Raw genomic sequence first — 20,025 nt, 5'->3', positions numbered from 1 at the left:
GCATAAGGAGGGAATGCCATGAAAGATAAGACAAAAAAGTGGTTGGCAGTCGCAGGACTTCTAGCAGTATGTGCGGTGCTTGTGTTTGGAATCAGCAGGGTGCTCTACCATGAGCCGGACAGGGAGGCACAGGTCGTGGAGAGAGAATCGGAGGAGACAGAACTTTTTGTGGAGACAGAAACACCGGAACAGGCTCCGGCAGAAAGCACAGAAGCAGAGACGGAAGAGCTGCTTGTGATCGAGACGGAGACAGGAACTTCCGTAAATGACAGGGAGCAGGAAATTCAGGAAACCCCGGAGAAAACGGAAGCGGAAAAGCCGAGTGAGCCGCCTGCACTGTCTGAGGGAACCGCCACGGACCAGCCGGATACACCGCCGTCCTACGAGGAGAAAAAACAGGAGGAACCGGCTCCGGCAGAGAACCAGACGCCAAAGACAGGTGATATAAAAGACGGAATGATGTACGTGGAAGGATTTGGCTGGGTTCCATACGAAGGCGGTGGAGGAGAAGGAACCTACGCAGATGATATGTATGAAAATGGCAATAAGATCGGAATCATGGACTAAATAAACGGAACATAAGGAAAAGGCACAGCAGAAATGTTGTGCTTTTTTTGGTTTGCGCGCCATGGGCGCGCTCTAATGGGTGAAAGTCCCGAACACGCCTAGGCAACGAGGAAGTGTATAGCAGAACAGCAAGGGTGTCCATCGTGAGGTGGAATCTGAAGGAAGCTGTAAGCAAACTCTTGGTCCGACGGACAGAAATCACATATAAGGCTCGGAAATACGGATAAGTCTGCCAAAAGAGATGAAGTCCTAAAGTTGCTGGAAGTACGAGTAGATGTGGCGGATAGATGAGAGGAAAGAGCGTGCACCTTAAGCGTGGAGGTCTCACAGGGGTTTCATTAGCCTAGTAACAACGAACTGTGAGAAGTCAGCCGAGCCCATAGTAGTGAAGAAGTCTCTGTAATGGAGATAGAGCAAAGGGGCGAACAATCAATAAGTTTGAGTATGTCTCGTATTGCAGAAGAGATAACATCTGCCGTAACCAATCGGGTAAAAGATGGTCAAATCAAGCGGGACGGAAAGGAAAGAACGCATGGACACAAGTAGTCTAATGGAGCAGATACTATCTAACGATAATCTCAACAGAGCATATCTGCAAGTCGTACGAAACAAAGGTGCCGAGGGAGTAGACGGAATGAAGTACACAGAACTCAAGGAATATCTTGCAAAGAACGGCGAAATTATCAAGGAACAGTTGAGGATAAGAAAATATAAACCTCAACCAGTACGAAGAGTGGAGATACCAAAGCCTGATGGAGGTGTCAGAAACCTGGGAGTACCGACAGTAACAGACAGATTCATACAACAAGCTATTGCACAGGTTTTAACACCAATCTATGAGGAACAATTCCATGACCATAGCTATGGATTCAGACCGAACAGATGTGCACAGCAAGCAATCCTTACAGCACTCGATATGATGAATGACGGAAATGATTGGATTGTAGACATTGACTTGGAAAAGTTCTTTGACACAGTAAATCATGACAAACTTATGACTATCATAGGTAGAACTATTAAAGATGGAGATGTTATCTCTATTGTCAGAAAATACCTAGTCAGTGGAATCATGATTGACGATGAGTATGAGGATTCTATCGTGGGAACACCTCAAGGTGGAAATCTCTCGCCATTATTGGCAAATATTATGCTGAACGAACTAGACAAGGAAATGGAAAAGAGAGGACTTAACTTTGTACGGTATGCGGATGACTGTATCATTATGGTCGGAAGTGAAATGTCTGCGAATAGAGTTATGAGAAATATCTCACGATTCATTGAGGAAAAACTAGGACTTAAAGTCAATATGACGAAGAGCAAAGTAGATAGACCAAGAGGAATTAAATACCTTGGGTTTGGATTCTACTACGATACAAGTGCACAGCAATTCAAGGCGAAACCACATGCAAAATCAGTAATGAAGTATAAGAAGAGGATGAGGGAACTCACTTGTCGTAGCTGGGGCGTTAGCAACAGCTATAAAGTAGAGAGACTTAATCAGCTTATCAGAGGATGGATTAACTACTTTAAGATAGGTAGTATGAAAACTCTCTGTAGAGAACTTGATGGAAACATTAGATATAGAATACGCATGTGTATTTGGAAACATTGGAAAACACCACAAAACAAAGAGAAGAATTTGGTTAAACTCGGCGTTCCAAGATGGGCGGCACATAAAGTGGCAAATACTGGCAATCGGTATGCACACATGTGTCACAATGGATGGATACAAAAGGCTATAAGCACAAAGAGACTAACTTCATTTGGATTAGTCTCAATGTTAGATTACTACACCGAAAGGTGTGTTACTTGTTAAGTTGATTGAACCGCCGTGTACCGAACGGTACGCACGGTGGTGTGAGAGGTCGGGAAATCACTCAGATTTCCCTCCTACTCGATCGGGCAGATACGGGAAGTGTGCCATATCTGCCTGTCTGTGTTTAAAGGAGAAAAGATGAAATATATCAAACAGAAAATCCTGCTGTTTGTACTGTTGTTTGCCATGGCGATGCCGGTATCGGTCTATGCAGCCGGGGAAGGGAACATCGACAATGGCGGTGGAGGTATGGGAGCAGGAACGGGAACTAATTTTTGGAGCAGCCACGATGAGGGTGTGCGTGTGACGGTAGTCAGAGCCAGTGACGGAAGTGTTGCATCCAAATCTATAGACCTCACAAACAAGCAGCCCAATAACATCGTGGTGCAGTTTGGAAAAGTATCTAAGACAGCGTATAAAAACGGAGCGGCTTTGATGGTAAAAACCAGTGCGTATGAATACATCAATCCTGCACAGTCCCTGCCACAGATCATCAGCACCTCAAGAGGCGGGGCAAACCTTACAGCCATCAAACAGTACTTTACGGACGAGCAAGTGATCAGAGCCATTGCAGGATATGTCGGCATGGATTTCCAGACGCTGACAAACGGAGAGTACAAACTGTTATTAGAGCCAATCGCATATGTAACTTTTGAGGGAGTCCGGACTGCGTTTACCGCCACGGAAGCGGCAAAATACAACCAGTTAAGGGGTGGCATGTTACGAAAGAAAATGCCGTCTCTTTCCCATAAAAACCTGCCGCTTGCCATGTTCCTAGAAACATCGGATTTAGGGTATCCGGCATGGAGCGGTTCTAAGACAGAGAAAGCAAATGATGAGGATATCATCCGCACATTAGGACTTGGCATCGTGCGGTTTAATGAGGTGATTACACCGGAAGTCATCGAAGCGGACTATGAATACCGTGTGGATACGGATGTGATAACGGCGGTCACGGTCAGTGGAGGACAGAGCGATCCAGACAACTCCGTCACCGTGACATTTTCTATTTTGGGAAGAAGCTACAAGGTTGAAAATGTGTATTACCCGGAGGATGGACAGCAGCTTGTGTGGGTAAAATGGCATACCCCGTCCACAGAACAGCATATCACGATTAGCGTGACCGCCAGCGGAGGCAGTGCATCCGTAAGCCGGGGAACCATCACGGCGAACATTGTGGATCTGGATGACAATCCACCGCCAAATCCTGTTGCAGATGACAGAAATGACAGCTACCGGAAAGAAAATGCAGTGATGCCTGTAAATCCAGAAAAGACACAGGCAGCATGGAGTGTCTGGAAAGCCAAGTGGAAGGAAAAATGGGTATGGCACAGTGACTGGAACTGGGAGTCAGAGGACCATTCGGCAAGCTGTGAGGCAGGATGCACACAGAGCCATGGACACTGGGAGGATGATGGCGAGTATGTGGATGAAGGCTGGTGGGAATTTGAAGAGAAACATTATTCGGCATCCCTGACTGCGGATATGCATCTGGTCACGGACGAGAAGGCACCGACTGCGGACGGCATGGTTACAAAAAGCGGGTATGGCGTGAATGTTTCCCTGAGTGCAAGGGCATCGAGCAGCCAGACATCTGCAACAACAGCACCGCAGACAGCAGTCAGTTACTTCCCGGAATTTTATTACGAAACCTACTGGCGGCTTTTAGAGAGAACCCGAAATGGATACAGTGCGGTCTTTGAATTTAAGAATAATGAGTATTCCACTTATTACCGGAGGACACATTTCACACCGGTCTGGATGCCGGACGGGGAGTACCGGGTATATACTTATCTGCTTGACTGCTGGACACCGGATGGAATGCTTTCCATGAACCTGTCAGACGCTGTGCAGATATCGGGAAGCCTGTGGGATGACTGGCATATCGCACCACAGAATGTGAGGTAGGAAATGGGATATGAGAGAATCCAAAAGCCGGAAGGACTGCTCTACCATTACACTCGAAAAGAAAATCTGGAATCCATCTTAAGGGATGGAAGGATACGGAAATTTTGTGACAGGGAAACATGGTTCACAAAATCCCTTGCAGATACGCTGCGGCTTATGTCACTCACGGTGATGCAGGAGGGAGCAGCTTATTATGATGCGAGGGGCAGGCTGCAGCGTTACCCGGCATTTGTGCCGGAGGATTATGTAGTTTTAGAACTTACCCCGCGCTACCAGAGCGGGGAATGGGTGATCTGGAATCAGGAACTTCCACCTAATGCGCCGGAGTCCGTAAGGGAGCTTGCGGAGGAGTTCAGCCACTTAAAACTCGGATACCGTGGAGATTTAAAGTTCTGGGAGAATCCTGTCATTTATGAGATGACAGACCTTTTGGAAGAACCGGAGCAGACCAGTGAAATGAAAATGCAGTAAAAAAACAGAAAAAAGGAAAGGAAGATCAGATGAAGAAAAAGAAATGGATGATGATGGCAGTGATGGTGCTTGCACTTACGATGATGTTTGGAACTACAGTATATGCGTCAGGAAAAGGGGACGTGGCAGGAGCAATCGAGGGTACATGGCAGGATGCCTCCGCACAGATCAAGACAGTAGTCAATAAGGTGGTGTTCCCGGCAATCGACCTGATACTTGCCGTATTCTTCTTTGCAAAGCTGGGTACTGCATACTTTGATTACCGAAAACACGGGCAGTTTGAATGGGCGGCACCCGCAATCCTGTTTGCGTGTCTGGTGTTTACGCTGACGGCACCGACCTATATCTGGAAAATCCTTGGCATATAGGGGATGGTGAGAAAGAAGGTGTCAGATGTTTATATTTGATTTTGTTGCGGAAACCGTACTAGACCAGATCATCGACTGGCTGTATGGGAAGATCGTTGGATTTCTCAATGATTTTTTTGCAATGATGAACAATATGGGAGTGGAATTGTTTGACCTGCCGTGGGTGAATGCAATTACCACTTTTTTTAGCTGGCTTGGCTGGGCATTGTTTGTGGTAGGGCTGGTGGTCGGAGCTTTTGAATGTGCCATAGAGTATCAGGGAGGAAGGGGCAGTATCAAGGATACTGCCTTAAACTATGTCAAGGGATTTATGGCGGTCAGCCTGTTTTCCATTCTTCCGGTCAACTTATACTCCTTAAGTGTGTCGCTGCAGAGTTCCTTCGGATCGGCATTATCCGGCATTACAGATGCGGAAAGCATCGGGATGACTGCACAGCAGGTGCTTATGTCAGCCGCCATGCCGGGAGTGGGGAATCCGATCCTGCAGATATTCTGTGCCGTGATGATGGGGTATGCCGTGATAAAAGTGTTTTTCGGAAACCTGAAAAGAGGAGGAATCCTGCTCATACAGATCGCAGTTGGAAGCCTTTATATGTTTTCTGTTCCAAGAGGATATATTGACGGTTTTACCCAGTGGTGCAAGCAGGTCATTGGAATCTGTCTCACCGCTTTCCTGCAGTCCACCATGCTCACGGCAGGACTCATGATCTTCAAGGACCACCCTCTGCTTGGTCTGGGTGTCATACTTTCCTCCACGGAGGTGCCGAGGATTGCCGGACAGTTCGGACTGGACACCAGCACAAAGGCGAACCTGATGAGCGGAGTCTATGCAGCGCAGACAGCCATCAACATTTCAAAAACGGTTGTCAAAGCAGTGGCAGCATAAGGCGGTGGAAACATGGAGAAAAAGCTGGGGAGTCTGTTCGATGGAATCGGGGGATTTCCATTGGCGGCAAAAAGAAATGGCATACGGCCTGTGTGGGCGAGTGAGATAGAAAAGTTTCCCATGGCAGTTACCATGTACCGGTTCCCGGAGATGAAACACATGGGAGACATTACAAAACTGCATGGGGAAAACCTCCCGGTTGTGGATGTGATAGCCGGGGGTTCGCCATGTCAGGACTTATCCATTGCCGGGAGACGTGCAGGACTTGCGGGGATGCGTTCCGGTCTCTTTTTAGAGCAGGTACGCATCATAAAAGAAATGCGCAGGCAGGAGGAAAGGAGGAAAAACAGCAGTGGAAGGAGAGCAGATGTCCCTGTTCGACCTCGGTATATGGTCTGGGAAAATGTGCCGGGAGCCTTCTCAAGCGGAGAACCAAAAGGAGCAGATTTTAAGAGAGTCCTCGAAGAAGTCTGTGGTATATCGGAGGAGTCCGTATCTTTACCTGGACCGCCGGATGGGGCATGGACTCCTGCCGGGATTATTCTGGGACAGGAATTCTCTGTTGCTTGGAGGGTACTGGACGCTCAATTTTGGGGAGTCCCCCAGAGACGCCGAAGAATCTTCCTTGTCGCAGATTTTGGAGGCCACAGTGCCGGAGAGATATTATTTGAGTCCGAAAGCGTGTGGAGGCATTATCAGGAGAGCAGGGAACAGAGGCAAAAAGCTGCCGCCAATCTTGGAGGCGGCACTCTTACTTCAGGCACAGGAGCCGACATCGTGTGTCTGATGGATCAGGGAGGACAGCGGATGGATGTGTACCGGAACCTTATCGGTACACTTCTGGCACACAGTTCAAGCACACCGCCCATTATCATGGCGAGCAGTCAGGCAAATGCAGAAATCGGGATCGGATACTGTCCGACCATTACAGCAGCGGCAGGGATGGCAGGCAATAACCAGCCGATCCTGTTTGACAATCACGGGCCGGACACCCGCTACAGCGGACCGGTGAAGGTGGCGCAGACCATTACTTCTGCACTGGGGACGGGAGGCAACAATACGCCGCTTGCTGTTCATGGAGAACCCTACTGCATCGCCGGCAATGTCATCAACCGTCAGGATAAAAACGGGGGAAACGGCTGCGGCTATCAGCAGGGAGTCAGTTATACGCTGACAACAGAGGACAGGCACTGTGTGGCATACACGGATGACCTGCAGAGAAAAAAACGTGTGAGAAAACTCATACCGCTTGAGTGTGAAAGACTTATGGGGTTCCCGGACCACTGGACGGACATTCCGGGAGCAAGTGACAGTGTCCGGTACCGGGCATTGGGAAACAGCGTGGCAGTGCCGTGTGTGGAATATATCCTCTGCGGCATTGCTTATTTTTTAGAAAGACAGGAGGGAGAACGGGATGTACATATACCCGGATAATCTGAAATCGAAAGCGAGCATGTGGCTGTGGGAGCTAAAAGACCTTGCAGTGACAGGAATCATCGTACTGATATCCGTGTTTGCATTTGCCTATGCAAAACTGTGGTTCCCGATGGTGATAGCAGGTGTATACGCATTTTTAACGATACAGGTGGAGGATACCACCATCTTAAAATTTATCCGCTATGCATGTGCGTATTTTTTGGTGGAACAGCAGCATTATGAATGGAGGTATACCGCAAATGAAACGGAAGAATGAACAGTCCACAAGGGAGCTGATGGGGACAAAAGAACTGTCGGATTACAGCATCCGCACCTACCGGAAGGACGAGCTGGTCTATTTTCTGATCCAGCCGAGCAACCTGTCCGTGTTGTCGGAGGAGAGCCTTTCCGCAAGAATCTATGGACTCATGACGGTATTAAAAGGCATCACAGAAATCGAGATGATGTGCTTAAATTCCCGTGAAAATTTTGAGGACAACAAAAGATATTTAAAGAACCGCGCGGAGGAAGAAACCAACCCGACTGTGCGGAAACTGCTGGAACTGGATGCAGGACACCTTGACCGGATGCAGGTGCAGATGGCAACGGCGAGGGAGTTTTTACTGATTATCCGGCTGAGAAACCAGAAGGAGAATGAGGTGTTCGCTTACTTAAACCGTATCGAAAAAATGCTGGTGGAACAGGGATTTACATCCAAAAGAGCGGATGAGGAGGACATGAAGAGGATACTGGCTGTTTACTTTGAACAGAATGTCACAACGGAAAAATTTGAAGAATTTGATGGAGAGAGGTGGATCATTTTAAATGAATAACAACAGAAAGAAAAAAACACAGACACAGACACCGGGGGAAGAGAGGCTTAAGAGTTTCCTTGATATGATCGCACCGTCCGTCATCCAGTTTTACACGGATCATTATATCTGCGGGAATACGTTCCGCAGTGTCTGGGCACTCAGGGAATATCCGACTGCAACGGATGAGCAGGCAATCCTGCGCCATCTTGGGGAAAAGGATGGCGTGACACTGCGTATCTATACCAGACAGGTCACACCGGCAGAGGAGAAAAAAATCATCAGCAATGCGGCAAACAAGAACCGCATGAAACAGGGAAATACAGAAAATTTACAGGAGACAGTCACGGCAGCGAGCAACCTGCAGGATGTGACCAACATCATTGCGACCATGCACCGCAACAGGGAGCCGTTGCTGCATACGGCTGTGTATCTGGAGTTATCCGCAGCGGACATGGATAAGTTGAAGCTGTTGCAGACCGAAGTGTTGACAGAACTCATCCGTTCCAAACTGAACGTGGATAAGCTGCTGCTGCGCCAGAAGCAGGGGTTCCTATGTGTGCATCCGGCTGGCAGGAATGTCTTTCTGGAACAGTTTGAACGTGCGCTTCCGGCTTCGAGTGTGGCGAACCTGTTCCCGTTCAACTACTCCGGCAAGACCGATAAGAACGGATTTTATATCGGGAGGGATAAGTTTGGAAGCAATGTCATTGTAGATTTCAACCAGAGAGCGGATGACAAGACCAATGCCAATATCCTCATCCTTGGAAACTCCGGGCAGGGAAAATCCTACCTGTTAAAACTGATACAGACCATCCTGCGGGAGTCCGGGATGAAAGTTATCTGCCTGGACCCGGAGCATGAATATGTTGACCTGACCGGAAATCTGGGAGGCTGTTTTGTGGATCTGATGAGCGGGGAGTATATCATCAATGTGTTAGAACCCAAAACATGGGATGAAAACGGCAGCCCGGAGGATACGGAGGCACCCTATGCGTTCCGCTGTTCCTCAAAATTAAGCCAGCATATCTCTTTCTTAAAAGACTTTTTCCGAAGCTATAAGAATTTTACGGACAGCCAGCTTGATACGATAGAGATCATGTTAGCGAAACTTTATGAGAAGTGGAACATAGGGGATGATACGGACTTTGGCAGGCTTACGCCAAAGGATTACCCGATCCTGTCTGACCTTTACGATCTGATGGAGGAGGAATATAAGCATTACGATGCGAAGAAGAAACAACTGTATACCGCAGAGCTTCTGCAGGAAATCTGTCTTGGACTTCACTCCATGTGCAAGGGAGCGGAGTCCAAATTTTTTAACGGACATACAAACATCACGGACAGCAGCTTCCTGACGTTCGGTGTCAAGGGACTGCTTCAGGCGAGCAAAAATGTGAAGGATGCCATGCTGTTTAATGTGCTTTCCTACATGTCAAATGAACTTCTGACCAACGGGCATACGGCAGCCTGCATCGATGAGTTTTATCTGTTCCTTACCAACCTGACCGCCGTGGAATATATCCGCAACTTTATGAAACGTGTGCGTAAAAAGGACAGTGCCGTCATCCTTGCCAGCCAGAATCTGGAGGACTTCAATATTGATGGAATCCGGGAGTACACAAAACCGCTGTTTTCCATCCCAACCCATGTATTTCTGTTCAATGCGGGAAACATCGATTCCAGATTTTATATCGATACCCTGCAGCTTGAGCAGAGCGAATACAACCTGATCCGTTATCCGCAGAGAGGCGTGTGCCTCTATAAATGCGGCAATGAACGTTACAACCTCATGGTACATGCACCGGAGTACAAGGAGAAACTGTTCGGAAGTGCCGGAGGACGATAAGGCAGGGAAAAAGGAAGGAGGGATGCCAGACTATGGATATGAGGGAGCAGAAATTCGGCATTGAGATCGAGATGACAGGCATTACCAGACAGCGTGCTGCGGAGGTCATGGCAGCCTATTTTTCCTCTGTGGCCAGCTATGACGGCGGAAGCTATGAAGTGTACAGTGTCAGGGATGCGGCAGGCCGCAGATGGAAAGTCATGTATGACTCCAGCATTGAGGCGCAGAAAAAGGGCGGCGGTTATGCGGGGAGTGAGTACAAGGTAGAATTTGTTTCCCCTATCTGTGAATATGCGGATATCCCTGTCATACAGGAACTCATCCGGCAGCTCCGGCATGCAGGTGCAGTGGCAGGAAAGAATACAGGCATCCATGTGCATATCAATGCGGCACCCCATGATGCAAGGACACTGCGGAACATCACCAACATCATGTACAGCAAGGAAGATTTGATCTATAAGGCACTTCAGGTAGATGTAGAGAGGGAGCACCGCTACTGCCAGAAGGTGGAAGAGGACTTTTTGCAGGAACTGAACCGGAAGAAACCAAAGAGTCTGGAGGAAGTGAGCAGGATCTGGTACAAGGGGGGTGATGGAAGGCACAGGCATTACCATGAAAGCCGTTACCACTGTCTGAATCTGCACAGCGTGTTCCAGAATGGAACGATTGAGTTCCGGCTGTTTAACTCCACCACCCATGCAGGAAAAATAAAGGCATATATCCAGCTCTGCCTTGCCATTTCTGCGCAGGCATTGAACCAGAAATGTGCCAGCCGGATCAAGACTGCCAGCACCAACGAAAAATATACATTCCGTACCTGGCTGTTAAGGCTGGGAATGATCGGGGATGAATTTAAGACGGCGCGGAAGTTCCTTCTGGAAAATCTGGAGGGCGGCATTGCATGGAAGGACCCGGAACAGGCTGTGCGGCAGAAGGAAAGACTGCGGGCGATGAAAGAAAAGAAAGAAATGGAAACCGGACATGCACAGCAGGCAGACAGCATGGAAGAAGAGGTGCCGGAGGATGCACAGGGAATGAACATGACCATGTAAAAACAAAACGCAGAGAAAGGAAAAAAGAATATGAACATGACAGGAAGAAGATATATTGCATACGGCTCGAACTTAAACCGGGCGCAGATGGCACTGCGCTGCCCCGATGCAAAGGTGGTAGGAACCGGGGAAATCAAGGACTATGAGCTGTTGTTCCGTGGAAACAGGAACGGGGCGGTAGCTACGGTGGAGCCGAAAAAAGGAGAAAGTGTGCCGGTGTTGATCTGGGAGATCAGTCCGAGAGATGAGTTTAACCTGGACCGTTATGAGGGATATCCGAGACTGTATGGAAAAGAAATGCTGGAAGTAGAGATGGATGGAAAACGAGAGAAAATGATGGCATATACCATGACGGAGGGGCATGCCATGGGAGTCCCTTCGGAACATTACCTTGCGACCATCCGCACCGGATATCAGGAGGCAGGATTTGATGAGGATGTTCTGATGGCAGGTGTGGAAAAGAGCAGGGAGCGCATGAAACAGGAGATGGAAGCAGAGAGAATGGAGGAAGCACCATGGAGCCAGCAACTGCCACTCTGATCGCAAGGGCAGCCATAGCAGCCGGAACCAATAAAAAAGTGTGGACAGGGATTGCCTCCGTACTGGCAGCCCTGTGCCTTCCGGTCATCCTTGCCGTCATGTGCTACATCAGCATTGCCTCCGGCGGAACAGAACATAACCGGGCGGCAGTGCATCTGGCATTTGATGGAGGGGAAGCGCCGGGCGGGATGCCTGCAGATTATCAGGCTTATGTCCGCCAGATGCAGGAAAGTTTTGCGGAGCTGGATGCCGTATTAGATGACATCGATGGCATGACAGAAGGGGAACTGTGCGACAGGTATCTGGTTAAATCCGTTTTTTATTCTCTGTATTTCGGCGCAGACCGGGTACGGCTTGAGACGGATGATTATAAAAAATTTGCAGACTGTTTTGTGGATTATGAGGAGCGAACACAAAACGCAGAGCGGGAGGACGGGACAGTCACACTGGAGAAGTATACCGTGGCAGTTGCCATTGGGGACAAGACAAAAATCTTCCAAAAACTTGCATCCGACTATGGAGTCACCGCAACTTATGAACAACAGTCCAATGCAGTCAATGTCTGGTATGTGGCAAAGTATGACACGGCGGCCCCGACAGAGGGGGATGAATTTTCCGACTGGAGCGGCTGGAACGGGGCAGGGGATATCCCTGTGTATGATCTGCCAGCCAACGGGAATGGAAGTGATGTCGTACAGCTTGCATTATCGAGACTGGGGCATCCGTACTCGCAGGCACTCCGCGGAACCGGGAACTATGTGGACTGCAGTTACCTGACGCTGTGGTGTTACAGGCAGATAGGAATCTCCCTGCCGGGAACGGCGGCAGAGCAGGGAAGATATATGGTGGAGCATAACCTGACGGTTGCAAGAGAGTCACTGCAGCCGGGGGACCTTGTGTTCTGGAGCCACAAACCAAACGGAAGATACATGAACATCACGCATGTGGGAATCTATGCCGGAGACGGCATGGTCGTGGATGCATCCTATTCCAAAGGGAAGGTGGTGTACCGTCCCCTGTTTGATAACGATAAGCAGGTACTGTATGGCAGGCCGCAGTAATTTTTCTGATGCCGCAGGCATCTGTTTTCCGCCAGAAAAATGGAAATGAAGGAGGAGCGATATGGCAGAAAAAGAAATAAAAATCACATTTGCCGGGGAGAAACTGGAGGCATTAAGTTTCTTTCTGGCAGAGCAGGGAGGAAAAACCGTGGAGGAGCTGTTGAAGAGCCATCTCGATAAATCTTATGAGAAAAATGTTCCTGCACAGGTCAGAAAATTTGTGGAGAGCAGAATGGAAACTCCACAGGAGACAGCAAATCAGGAGGAGGAATCCCAGAGAACGGGAGGCACAAGACAGCAGAGAGCATCCGGCAGACGGAGCAGGGAGACACAGAATCAGGAAGAGCAGCCGAGAGAGCCGGTGCCGGAAACTGTGGAAGAGACAGCAGAAAATACGATGAGCATGGGAATGTGAGGCGGATCAGTGAACGGATATGAAGAGAAAATAAAAGACCGTCTGTTTCTGGAAGTGTGCAATGCGGCAGGCAGAGAGGAATGGGACGGACTGGCGCATCAGCAGAAGGAAAACCTCATGCTGGTATGCCGTCTCAGCGGGTATGACGAAAAGTTTCAGAGGGACTGCGGACTTGTCACCAGAGAGCAGATGGAGCATTGGGGGATAGAAGAAGAGGTGCTTTTTCAGGATGCATGGGCAAATATGTTTGCAAAACGTCCGCCGCTCCTTATGGATTTTGAGGATGCCTACGGGCATCACTATGACCAGAATATCCTTTCGATGGAGAAAAAACCGGAGAGAATCTGGAGGACGGATGCCGACTTTTATGTCCTTACCAACAACATGGATCATGGGGCGGTGTACATGATGGACGAGGCAACGCTGCAAAAATCAGCAGAAAAGCTGGATGGAAATCTGATCGTCCTTCCGGCATCCATCCACGATGTGTATCTCATGGTGGAGCGGGAAGGCCTGGACATGGAACGGCTGAGGAATGGGGTATATGGAGCAAACAGGGCGTTCCCGGATGCAGACTATCTGTCCGATGAGATTTACCGATATGACAGGGATACGCACAGGCTGTCTGTCATACCGGGGAGCGTGCAGGAAGAGCAGGCAGGAATGGTGCTGTATCAATAGTGTGTTTTTCTGAAAATGATTTCAACTGAGAGTTTATAGGAAGGAGGAGCTATGAGAGCAGTATTTTCCAGAAAAGAGCCGAAGATAGAGACGAAAGAGTTCTGTGTGGAAAAGGTCATCACGCTTCCGGCTGGGGAGTATGAATCTTTCACCAATCATCTGATGCACAAGCATGATTTTATCAGGGAAAATGTGGATTTCATGTATGAAAAAGATGGGGTGCGGCACTGCCTTTTAGTAACCGGAGAGGGCATGGAGGAAGGTGTGCTGGTGGAGAGCGAAGGGGCATCTTACGCCAGATACTTTGCCTTTGTGCCATCGGTAAGCGGCATTTTGGAACAGGAGCAGGCAGTGAAGGAAACACAGACGCTGTCCATGATAAAGGAAAGCGGACAGGAAGAGCAGACAGGAATGGTGCTTTCTTAAGGGTGTGTTTTTCTGAAAATGATTTCAACTGAGAGTTTAAATTTGGAGGTAAAGAGATGAAACAGGCAGTCGTTACGATCAAATATGATGAGGAAAAGTTAAATGCTGTGAAACAGTACATGGGAAAAAAGGATGCGGATTTTGATGCGGAGCTGAAGGAAGTCCTTGGAAAAATGTATGAGAAATATGTGCCGCAGGCAGTCCGTGAGTACATTGAAAGCAGAGGGGATGTGCCGCCTGCAATCAAAAAGGCAAACCGCCAGCAGGGCAAAAACAGTGCGGCATCCGGCAGTGCTGCGGAGAATGAATAGGGAACGGAGGAAGCATGGACGAGATAAAGATTCTGAAAGTAGAGCCAGGGAAACCTCCCTGTGTGAAGGAGATTGCGAATGACTTTAAGGCAAGTCAGGCAGAGGTGGAGGGAGACATTGAGTGCGTTGGTTTTGGAGATGGATGTGTGGCAATAATCAACGCTGAAGGAAAAATAAATGGAATGCAGCCGAACCGCAGGAATGGTGATGACATCATCTGCGGTCCATTTTTTATCTGTGGGGATACCCCGGACGGTGATTTCATTTCCCTGACAGAGCAGCAGATCGAGGAATATACCAGACGATTTGGAGAGATTGAGCAGTTTACAGGGCAGGATACCGGAACTGGAGCCACATATGACCATCCTCGCTTTTTAAGAAAGTGACAGGACAATGGAAAGGAAACGGCACAGACACCGCCGTGTGAGCCTGCGTGTGGCAACGTGTGCCGTTATTCTGCAAAACTGGATAAAGTGACCGACTAGGCAGTATTCTGCCCTGTGTGAGCCGATTTGGAGAAATTAACAGAAAACCCGGAGTGCGGAGGCATATAAGACTCCGAAAATGGGGATGAAATGGGGGCTGTAAAACAGGGTCGAAAATAGTGCAGGTTAAAGGGGTTATGCCGCTTTTGGGCGGCCTAACCCGTGAAACACCCACCGGCAGAGCCGTTGGGGGATTTGTGGTATGGCATAACTTTTTTGAAGATTTGGAAGAAGTTATGCCTGTTTTTATTGTTTTTAAGGATTGAAAGGCATTGAGGGAACTTAAGTTTATGCCTTTCGCAATAATGCTTGCAGGCAGAAGAAAAATGGAAAGGAAATGAGTAGTCCCGTGGGGTAAGGTGCGCACCACTACCGGTATGGGACTATGAAAGTTTTAGAATTATTTGCAGGAACACGGAGTATCGGGAAAGCCTTTGAAAGTAGAGGGCATGAAGTATTCAGTGTGGAGTGGTCTAAGGACTTTGAGAACATTGATTTGTATGAAGACATCAGTAAGGTAACCGCAGAAGATATCTTAAGGCTTTTTGGAAAGCCGGATGTCATCTGGGCGAGTCCGGACTGTTCCACATTCAGTATTGCTGCAATCAGTCATCACAGAAGAAAAAATCCTGAAACCGGAAGTCTGGAACCGGTCAGTGCATATGCAAAATTTTGTGACATGGTAGATCAGCATGTGCTGAAACTTATTGAAGAGTTACAGCCAAAGTATTATTTTATTGAAAATCCCAGAGGTGGTATGCGGAAGATGGAATGGATGAAAGGTCTGTCAAGATACACCGTGACATATTGTCAGTACGGTGACAACCGGATGAAGCCGACTGACATTTGGACGAATCATCCCGATCCGAAGTTCTTGCCGATGTGTCATAACGGAGATTCGTGTCACGTGGCAGCTCCAAGAGGAAGCAAGACTGGGACGCAGGGATTAAAAGGAGCCAGAGAAAGAAGTGTGATACCGCAGAAATTATGTGACCATATCGTAGACATCTGCGAGGAGTAGTAGAGAAGGAGGAAGAGAGTGGCAGGCGAAGGAAAAGTAAGGAAGGGATTTTATATTGAGGAAGACTTGCTGGAGCAGATAGACGGATTATTGGAGCAGGCAGATGTGAAATCAAGGAATGAATTTTTGAATCAGGCATTGAAATTTTATATCGGCTATCTGACATCAGAGAAAATCGAAAACTATATGCTTTCCACTATCTCCTCAGTGATGCATTCCACAGTGAAGGATAGCGAGAACCGAATGGCTCGTGTGATGTATAAGCTGGCGGTGGAAACCTCTAAGCTGTCTCATGTGATTGCGTATAGTCATGGAGTGGATGAAGAGGCATTAAAGAAGCTACAAGCAAAGTGTACGGATGAAGTGAAAAGAATTAATGGTGCTGTAACTTTTGAGGATGCATACCGTTTTCAGAATGAATAAATTATGCTAGATAATTGGCGAAATAAAAGGGCTGTGCTATGATAAATATATACTTGAAAGAGGCCGATATTTATAACGGAGGGTAAGGCATATGTCAGAAGATATTAGAGCAAAATACTTTTTACCGCCAGATGATTATGAAATTCTACGCTTTGGGGGCGAGTCTGTTAAGGATGAAGAAAAAGGAATTGAGAGGATGATGAGATATTATCAGGAATTCGGATTAACAGAAGAGCAATTGCGAGAGAATAGTCAGAAGTATAACCTTAATCAGATGTTTCAGATTGTAAAAGATTATTTTGAAAAGGAATATGGTTATCATGGTAAGGGAATAGAACTAAGCAACCGCTATCAGCACTCTGTGAACAGCTATATTTTCTTCGATGAGGGAAGAGAACAGTTTGTACATATTGATGAATTATTTGAATCATCCGTGATGTCCTTTTTCTTAGTGGTTTTAAAATGGTCGAAAGAATTTGATGACCTAGAGATATATGGAAATTGTTTTTTGTATCTTTTATTTATAATGAATGATGTGAGTATATTGGGTGATATTCCGAATGAGAAATCAAATGAAGCATTGTTACAGATTATGCAGGGGGATGCACAGATTATGAATCTGGCATCATCATGTTATTGGACAGTGGTCATATTTAGTTTGGCACATGAAGTTGCACATTCATATTTTGCTAGTATAGGAAGAAAATTCTCAAACAGACGGAAGGAAGAATTTGAAGCAGATGCAGTAGCATATGATATCGTTTTAAAGATTATTATTGACCAAAGTAAGTTGGAAGAGCAGAAAAGAATTATAGAAGACTATACTTATCTTGCACCAGTTATGTACATGCAGTTTTTTGATTTGTTTTATTACACAGACAGGGTGCTGTATAATAAAAGGATAACAACGGATACACATCCTCTTCCCAAAGATAGGATAAGTCATTTGTTTGCTATTGCCAATGATGATAAGTATGATTTTGACACAGTGGATGGAAATCATTTGTACAGTGGATTTTTGGATGCATATGACGAATATCGTACACAGTTAATTCTGAAAAAAGAGAGAGGGAAATTGGCTAAGATTATTCGAACAGAAGAAAGAGAACGGAGGCAGAGAAGAGATGAACAGAACGGAAGCCAGACAATTGGATTGTGAAATAAGAGAATGTTTAGAGAACTTTTCAATAGAGCAAGGTTTAAATCCTAAATTTGGAGAATTGATAATGGATAATTACTTAGAAATTATTCCAGATGATTCAAAGAGAGAGATGATTTTTCTTGGAAAAGAGTCATCTTCATACAAAATGGGAAATATTAGGTTGGATTTAAGAAGCGTATTAATTGCACTTGCAGATTTTGTGGCATCTTTGAATAAACCGGAAACCTTTTTTCAATATGTACAATTAGTAATCATATCTATTTTTTGCGTAGGAGCTATTACAAAAAAGGAATTAGATTTTAATTGTGCAGTAATAGTATCGGTGCTTCATAGACGAAATGCTTATGAGATAGGATTTACTGTTGAACAAGTGAAAGCAGAAATTAATAAAATGAAGGACGATGATCAATTAGAAGAATTTGTCATGGAGAGATTAGAGAAAAATATTGGAAACTTGTTAAAGTGGAATGTCATCTGTATGGAAGAAGAAAAAATATATCTTAATGAGAGAGTTTGGGGAAAGATTCAATAGCTTATGAGCAAAGGAAAGGTGGATGCTGGTTGAAAGATTTCGTGAGTTTTATTAAGAATTATTCGACAAGAGATTTTATCTATTTTTTCTCAGAAATATCAATCGAACTATATAAGAAACAGCAAAATAAGTCAGAAGATGAATTAAGGTGTAGTATCACATTTCCATTGAATGCTATCTTGCATGGATTTATACATCGGCAGGTGCAGGTGATGTTGTCGGCATGGGATATTCAAGACATGGCGTATGTTTCAATTGTTAATGCAAATGATTACAGAAAAGAAATCATGACAAGAGAAAAAGCTGGTACAGTGGTAAATTTGTATAGAGGATATGAGAATGAACATTCCAATAGCGAATATATCAAAGATGCAAAATTGCCGGATATATTTAAGTTTATGATGGGCATGACATATGAACAGTTTAAGTATCAGAATTTAGCATGGACATACCAGAGCTTTAGCCGAAATTATCATATTTTGCTTGGCTCAAGTAAAATTAGCAGGGATGAGATTGTAGATATAAATGAAATTACAGAAGAATTGTTTGGTCTGAGTGCAGACGAGTTTCTGACCAATGTACTTTATTTGTTGTGGTTATCCAGTGAACGTCCCGATCCGTTAGGGGCAGAAGATGATTTATATAAGCATGGGGCATACAGCATACTCACCAAAGAGAATTTGGAGAAAATTATTAATTATTATTCTGTTACATATGATGATGTAAGGAAGTCTCCAATACAGAAACAATTGTTTTATAGCAAACCTTTTGTGATTACTCAAAAGAACAAAGAGCCAATTATGGTCAGTATGTATTTGGTACAGATGCTCTTTGCAGATGGTTTATATTGGTTAATTCGGGATTACTATTATAAGAATGGTAAGGGAACTGGGTTCATTATTGCTTTTGGAACAATGTTCGAAGAATATTTTATGGAACTGGCTGAGATTTATCTGTCAGAGGGTATGTGGCACAAAATTCCAGAACAAGATAAAAAGAGTGCGGATTTCTTTGTAGAATTTGAGGATGCGGTATTCTTGTTTGAACTAAAATCAGGACTGCTTGGAATAAAGGCAAAGCAGCAGGCACCAGATGTTCAACAGATTGATACATTTTACAAAAGAAATATTTTAGAAGCACATGAACAACTTAAAATGTCTGAAAAGGAATACCATGGACAAAAGCCGGTTATTAAAATTTTTTTGCTGTATGAGAGTATGACGAATACGCAAATTGTAATGTCTTCGATACCAGAGATATTTGTTGATGACAGCAGATGTTATATCATGACCATAGAAGACTTGGAGATGATGCTGGCTACATATAAAAATGATAAAGAAAAATTTGTAAGGGTAGTAAAAACATTAGTAGCTAATCAGAACAGCAATACTCAGGTTACAAGTGTTTTACATGTCCTGAATGATTGTGATGCTGTTGGAGACATGCACTTTATTGGAGACAGAGACTATTTTATGAAAATAGCAAAAAAGATGGAATGTGAGTTAGATATATAAGGGAGTTTATTATGTCAAGCATAAGAGGTAAAAGAATTGTGATGACATTAATGTACATGCTTATTTGAGCTATAAATCGTGCAGAATGGAGGAGTGACTAATGAAAAAGAAAGTAATGGAATACATTGATAATTTTATTGGAAATAGCATCTATGATATTTTAAAATTTATTTTTTTTCTATTAATTCCTTCTGGTATGATTACAACATTTGTAGAAAGTGCGATATCTAAAGTAGTTAAGAATACATTTGTAGTGGTTTTGGTAACCTGTTTAGTATTGATTAGTTCTGTTATTGTTGTGTTGATAAT

Annotated in this window: 24 protein-coding genes; all 24 read left to right on the top strand. The window is 45.6% G+C overall.

Going from position 1 to position 20,025, the window contains the following annotated elements; translation table 11 throughout:
• Positions 1-18: 18 nt before the first annotated feature.
• Positions 19-567: a DUF6550 family protein gene (locus PGQ33_RS14475; RefSeq protein WP_270205960.1), complete on the top strand. Its 549-nt coding sequence runs from the start codon at positions 19-21 to the stop codon at positions 565-567.
• Between the two features lie 532 nt (positions 568-1,099).
• Entirely contained in the window at positions 1,100-2,383 is a 1,284-nt protein-coding gene (gene ltrA, locus PGQ33_RS14470; protein ID WP_157351184.1) for a group II intron reverse transcriptase/maturase, read from the top strand.
• A 138-nt stretch (positions 2,384-2,521) separates the two neighbouring features.
• Entirely contained in the window at positions 2,522-4,291 is a 1,770-nt protein-coding gene (locus PGQ33_RS14465) for a hypothetical protein (RefSeq protein ID WP_270205959.1), read from the top strand.
• A 3-nt stretch (positions 4,292-4,294) separates the two neighbouring features.
• A complete protein-coding gene (locus tag PGQ33_RS14460; RefSeq protein ID WP_007884370.1) occupies positions 4,295-4,762 on the top strand; it encodes a hypothetical protein in 468 nt (155 codons plus the stop codon).
• Between the two features lie 29 nt (positions 4,763-4,791).
• Complete coding sequence (locus PGQ33_RS14455; protein WP_006857287.1) at positions 4,792-5,130, top strand: DUF3852 domain-containing protein; 339 nt, start codon at positions 4,792-4,794, stop codon at positions 5,128-5,130.
• A 25-nt stretch (positions 5,131-5,155) separates the two neighbouring features.
• Complete coding sequence (locus tag PGQ33_RS14450) at positions 5,156-6,016, top strand: conjugal transfer protein TrbL family protein (RefSeq protein ID WP_118597723.1); 861 nt, start codon at positions 5,156-5,158, stop codon at positions 6,014-6,016.
• 12 nt (positions 6,017-6,028) lie between these two features.
• Positions 6,029-7,450, top strand: coding sequence for a DNA cytosine methyltransferase (locus PGQ33_RS14445; protein WP_118597725.1), 1,422 nt, complete (start codon positions 6,029-6,031; stop codon positions 7,448-7,450).
• Complete coding sequence (locus PGQ33_RS14440; protein WP_015519971.1) at positions 7,431-7,709, top strand: hypothetical protein; 279 nt, start codon at positions 7,431-7,433, stop codon at positions 7,707-7,709. Before PGQ33_RS14445 ends, PGQ33_RS14440 begins: the two co-directional genes overlap by 20 nt.
• A complete protein-coding gene (locus tag PGQ33_RS14435) occupies positions 7,693-8,265 on the top strand; it encodes a hypothetical protein (RefSeq protein ID WP_015519970.1) in 573 nt (190 codons plus the stop codon). Before PGQ33_RS14440 ends, PGQ33_RS14435 begins: the two co-directional genes overlap by 17 nt.
• Positions 8,258-10,093 carry a VirB4 family type IV secretion system protein gene (locus PGQ33_RS14430; protein ID WP_006857292.1) on the top strand — a complete coding sequence of 612 codons (1,836 nt, stop codon included), beginning with the start codon at positions 8,258-8,260 and terminating at the stop codon, positions 10,091-10,093. The genes PGQ33_RS14435 and PGQ33_RS14430 overlap by 8 nt, the downstream gene beginning before the upstream one ends.
• A gap of 32 nt (positions 10,094-10,125) precedes the next feature.
• Positions 10,126-11,145: an amidoligase family protein gene (locus PGQ33_RS14425; protein WP_270205958.1), complete on the top strand. Its 1,020-nt coding sequence runs from the start codon at positions 10,126-10,128 to the stop codon at positions 11,143-11,145.
• Between the two features lie 30 nt (positions 11,146-11,175).
• Positions 11,176-11,685, top strand: a complete 510-nt coding sequence (locus PGQ33_RS14420; RefSeq protein WP_118590705.1) for a gamma-glutamylcyclotransferase family protein — start codon at positions 11,176-11,178, stop codon at positions 11,683-11,685.
• Entirely contained in the window at positions 11,661-12,746 is a 1,086-nt protein-coding gene (locus PGQ33_RS14415; protein WP_118597729.1) for a C40 family peptidase, read from the top strand. Before PGQ33_RS14420 ends, PGQ33_RS14415 begins: the two co-directional genes overlap by 25 nt.
• A 61-nt stretch (positions 12,747-12,807) precedes the next feature.
• Positions 12,808-13,161, top strand: coding sequence for a DUF6103 family protein (locus tag PGQ33_RS14410; RefSeq protein WP_055216309.1), 354 nt, complete (start codon positions 12,808-12,810; stop codon positions 13,159-13,161).
• Positions 13,162-13,170: 9 nt separating this feature from the next.
• A complete protein-coding gene (locus PGQ33_RS14405; RefSeq protein ID WP_118590709.1) occupies positions 13,171-13,842 on the top strand; it encodes a DUF5688 family protein in 672 nt (223 codons plus the stop codon).
• A 51-nt stretch (positions 13,843-13,893) separates the two neighbouring features.
• Positions 13,894-14,268, top strand: a complete 375-nt coding sequence (locus PGQ33_RS14400; protein WP_270205957.1) for a DUF6329 domain-containing protein — start codon at positions 13,894-13,896, stop codon at positions 14,266-14,268.
• 56 nt (positions 14,269-14,324) lie between these two features.
• On the top strand, positions 14,325-14,579 hold the full coding sequence (locus tag PGQ33_RS14395) for a DUF6103 family protein (RefSeq protein WP_015519964.1): 255 nt from the start codon (positions 14,325-14,327) through the stop codon (positions 14,577-14,579).
• Positions 14,580-14,593: 14 nt separating this feature from the next.
• The gene (locus tag PGQ33_RS14390; protein ID WP_330424074.1) at positions 14,594-14,965 is read left to right on the top strand and encodes a DUF3846 domain-containing protein; all 372 of its coding nucleotides are present in this window, start codon (positions 14,594-14,596) and stop codon (positions 14,963-14,965) included.
• Between the two features lie 484 nt (positions 14,966-15,449).
• The gene (locus PGQ33_RS14385; protein ID WP_015521353.1) at positions 15,450-16,085 is read left to right on the top strand and encodes a DNA cytosine methyltransferase; all 636 of its coding nucleotides are present in this window, start codon (positions 15,450-15,452) and stop codon (positions 16,083-16,085) included.
• Positions 16,086-16,103: 18 nt separating this feature from the next.
• Positions 16,104-16,508: a ribbon-helix-helix domain-containing protein gene (locus PGQ33_RS14380; RefSeq protein WP_208913670.1), complete on the top strand. Its 405-nt coding sequence runs from the start codon at positions 16,104-16,106 to the stop codon at positions 16,506-16,508.
• Between the two features lie 91 nt (positions 16,509-16,599).
• The gene (locus tag PGQ33_RS14375) at positions 16,600-17,667 is read left to right on the top strand and encodes a hypothetical protein (protein ID WP_015521354.1); all 1,068 of its coding nucleotides are present in this window, start codon (positions 16,600-16,602) and stop codon (positions 17,665-17,667) included.
• A complete protein-coding gene (locus PGQ33_RS14370; protein ID WP_015521355.1) occupies positions 17,633-18,202 on the top strand; it encodes a hypothetical protein in 570 nt (189 codons plus the stop codon). Before PGQ33_RS14375 ends, PGQ33_RS14370 begins: the two co-directional genes overlap by 35 nt.
• Positions 18,203-18,231: 29 nt before the next feature.
• Positions 18,232-19,716, top strand: coding sequence for a hypothetical protein (locus PGQ33_RS14365; RefSeq protein WP_270205956.1), 1,485 nt, complete (start codon positions 18,232-18,234; stop codon positions 19,714-19,716).
• Between the two features lie 100 nt (positions 19,717-19,816).
• A partial coding sequence (locus tag PGQ33_RS14360; protein ID WP_270205955.1) for a hypothetical protein occupies positions 19,817-20,025 on the top strand: 209 nt, incomplete at its 3' end.

The organism is Coprococcus sp. AM100_B19A (assembly GCF_027662015.1).
Classification (GTDB): domain Bacteria; phylum Bacillota; class Clostridia; order Lachnospirales; family Lachnospiraceae; genus Allocoprococcus; species Allocoprococcus comes.
The sequence above is the reverse complement of the archived record's forward strand: the minus strand, read 5'-3'. Positions and strand labels throughout refer to the sequence as shown.

What these genes read in the sequence shown, in the direction of transcription:
- PGQ33_RS14475 (WP_270205960.1), top strand. Translation starts at nt 19, where the DNA reads ATGAAAGATAAGACAAAAAAGTGGTTGGCAGTCGCAGGACTTCTAGCA.
- ltrA (WP_157351184.1), top strand. Translation starts at nt 1,100, where the DNA reads ATGGACACAAGTAGTCTAATGGAGCAGATACTATCTAACGATAATCTC.
- PGQ33_RS14465 (WP_270205959.1), top strand. Translation starts at nt 2,522, where the DNA reads ATGAAATATATCAAACAGAAAATCCTGCTGTTTGTACTGTTGTTTGCC.
- PGQ33_RS14460 (WP_007884370.1), top strand. Translation starts at nt 4,295, where the DNA reads ATGGGATATGAGAGAATCCAAAAGCCGGAAGGACTGCTCTACCATTAC.
- PGQ33_RS14455 (WP_006857287.1), top strand. Translation starts at nt 4,792, where the DNA reads ATGAAGAAAAAGAAATGGATGATGATGGCAGTGATGGTGCTTGCACTT.
- PGQ33_RS14450 (WP_118597723.1), top strand. Translation starts at nt 5,156, where the DNA reads ATGTTTATATTTGATTTTGTTGCGGAAACCGTACTAGACCAGATCATC.
- PGQ33_RS14445 (WP_118597725.1), top strand. Translation starts at nt 6,029, where the DNA reads ATGGAGAAAAAGCTGGGGAGTCTGTTCGATGGAATCGGGGGATTTCCA.
- PGQ33_RS14440 (WP_015519971.1), top strand. Translation starts at nt 7,431, where the DNA reads ATGTACATATACCCGGATAATCTGAAATCGAAAGCGAGCATGTGGCTG.
- PGQ33_RS14435 (WP_015519970.1), top strand. Translation starts at nt 7,693, where the DNA reads ATGAAACGGAAGAATGAACAGTCCACAAGGGAGCTGATGGGGACAAAA.
- PGQ33_RS14430 (WP_006857292.1), top strand. Translation starts at nt 8,258, where the DNA reads ATGAATAACAACAGAAAGAAAAAAACACAGACACAGACACCGGGGGAA.
- PGQ33_RS14425 (WP_270205958.1), top strand. Translation starts at nt 10,126, where the DNA reads ATGGATATGAGGGAGCAGAAATTCGGCATTGAGATCGAGATGACAGGC.
- PGQ33_RS14420 (WP_118590705.1), top strand. Translation starts at nt 11,176, where the DNA reads ATGAACATGACAGGAAGAAGATATATTGCATACGGCTCGAACTTAAAC.
- PGQ33_RS14415 (WP_118597729.1), top strand. Translation starts at nt 11,661, where the DNA reads ATGGAGCCAGCAACTGCCACTCTGATCGCAAGGGCAGCCATAGCAGCC.
- PGQ33_RS14410 (WP_055216309.1), top strand. Translation starts at nt 12,808, where the DNA reads ATGGCAGAAAAAGAAATAAAAATCACATTTGCCGGGGAGAAACTGGAG.
- PGQ33_RS14400 (WP_270205957.1), top strand. Translation starts at nt 13,894, where the DNA reads ATGAGAGCAGTATTTTCCAGAAAAGAGCCGAAGATAGAGACGAAAGAG.
- PGQ33_RS14395 (WP_015519964.1), top strand. Translation starts at nt 14,325, where the DNA reads ATGAAACAGGCAGTCGTTACGATCAAATATGATGAGGAAAAGTTAAAT.
- PGQ33_RS14390 (WP_330424074.1), top strand. Translation starts at nt 14,594, where the DNA reads ATGGACGAGATAAAGATTCTGAAAGTAGAGCCAGGGAAACCTCCCTGT.
- PGQ33_RS14385 (WP_015521353.1), top strand. Translation starts at nt 15,450, where the DNA reads ATGAAAGTTTTAGAATTATTTGCAGGAACACGGAGTATCGGGAAAGCC.
- PGQ33_RS14375 (WP_015521354.1), top strand. Translation starts at nt 16,600, where the DNA reads ATGTCAGAAGATATTAGAGCAAAATACTTTTTACCGCCAGATGATTAT.
- PGQ33_RS14370 (WP_015521355.1), top strand. Translation starts at nt 17,633, where the DNA reads ATGAACAGAACGGAAGCCAGACAATTGGATTGTGAAATAAGAGAATGT.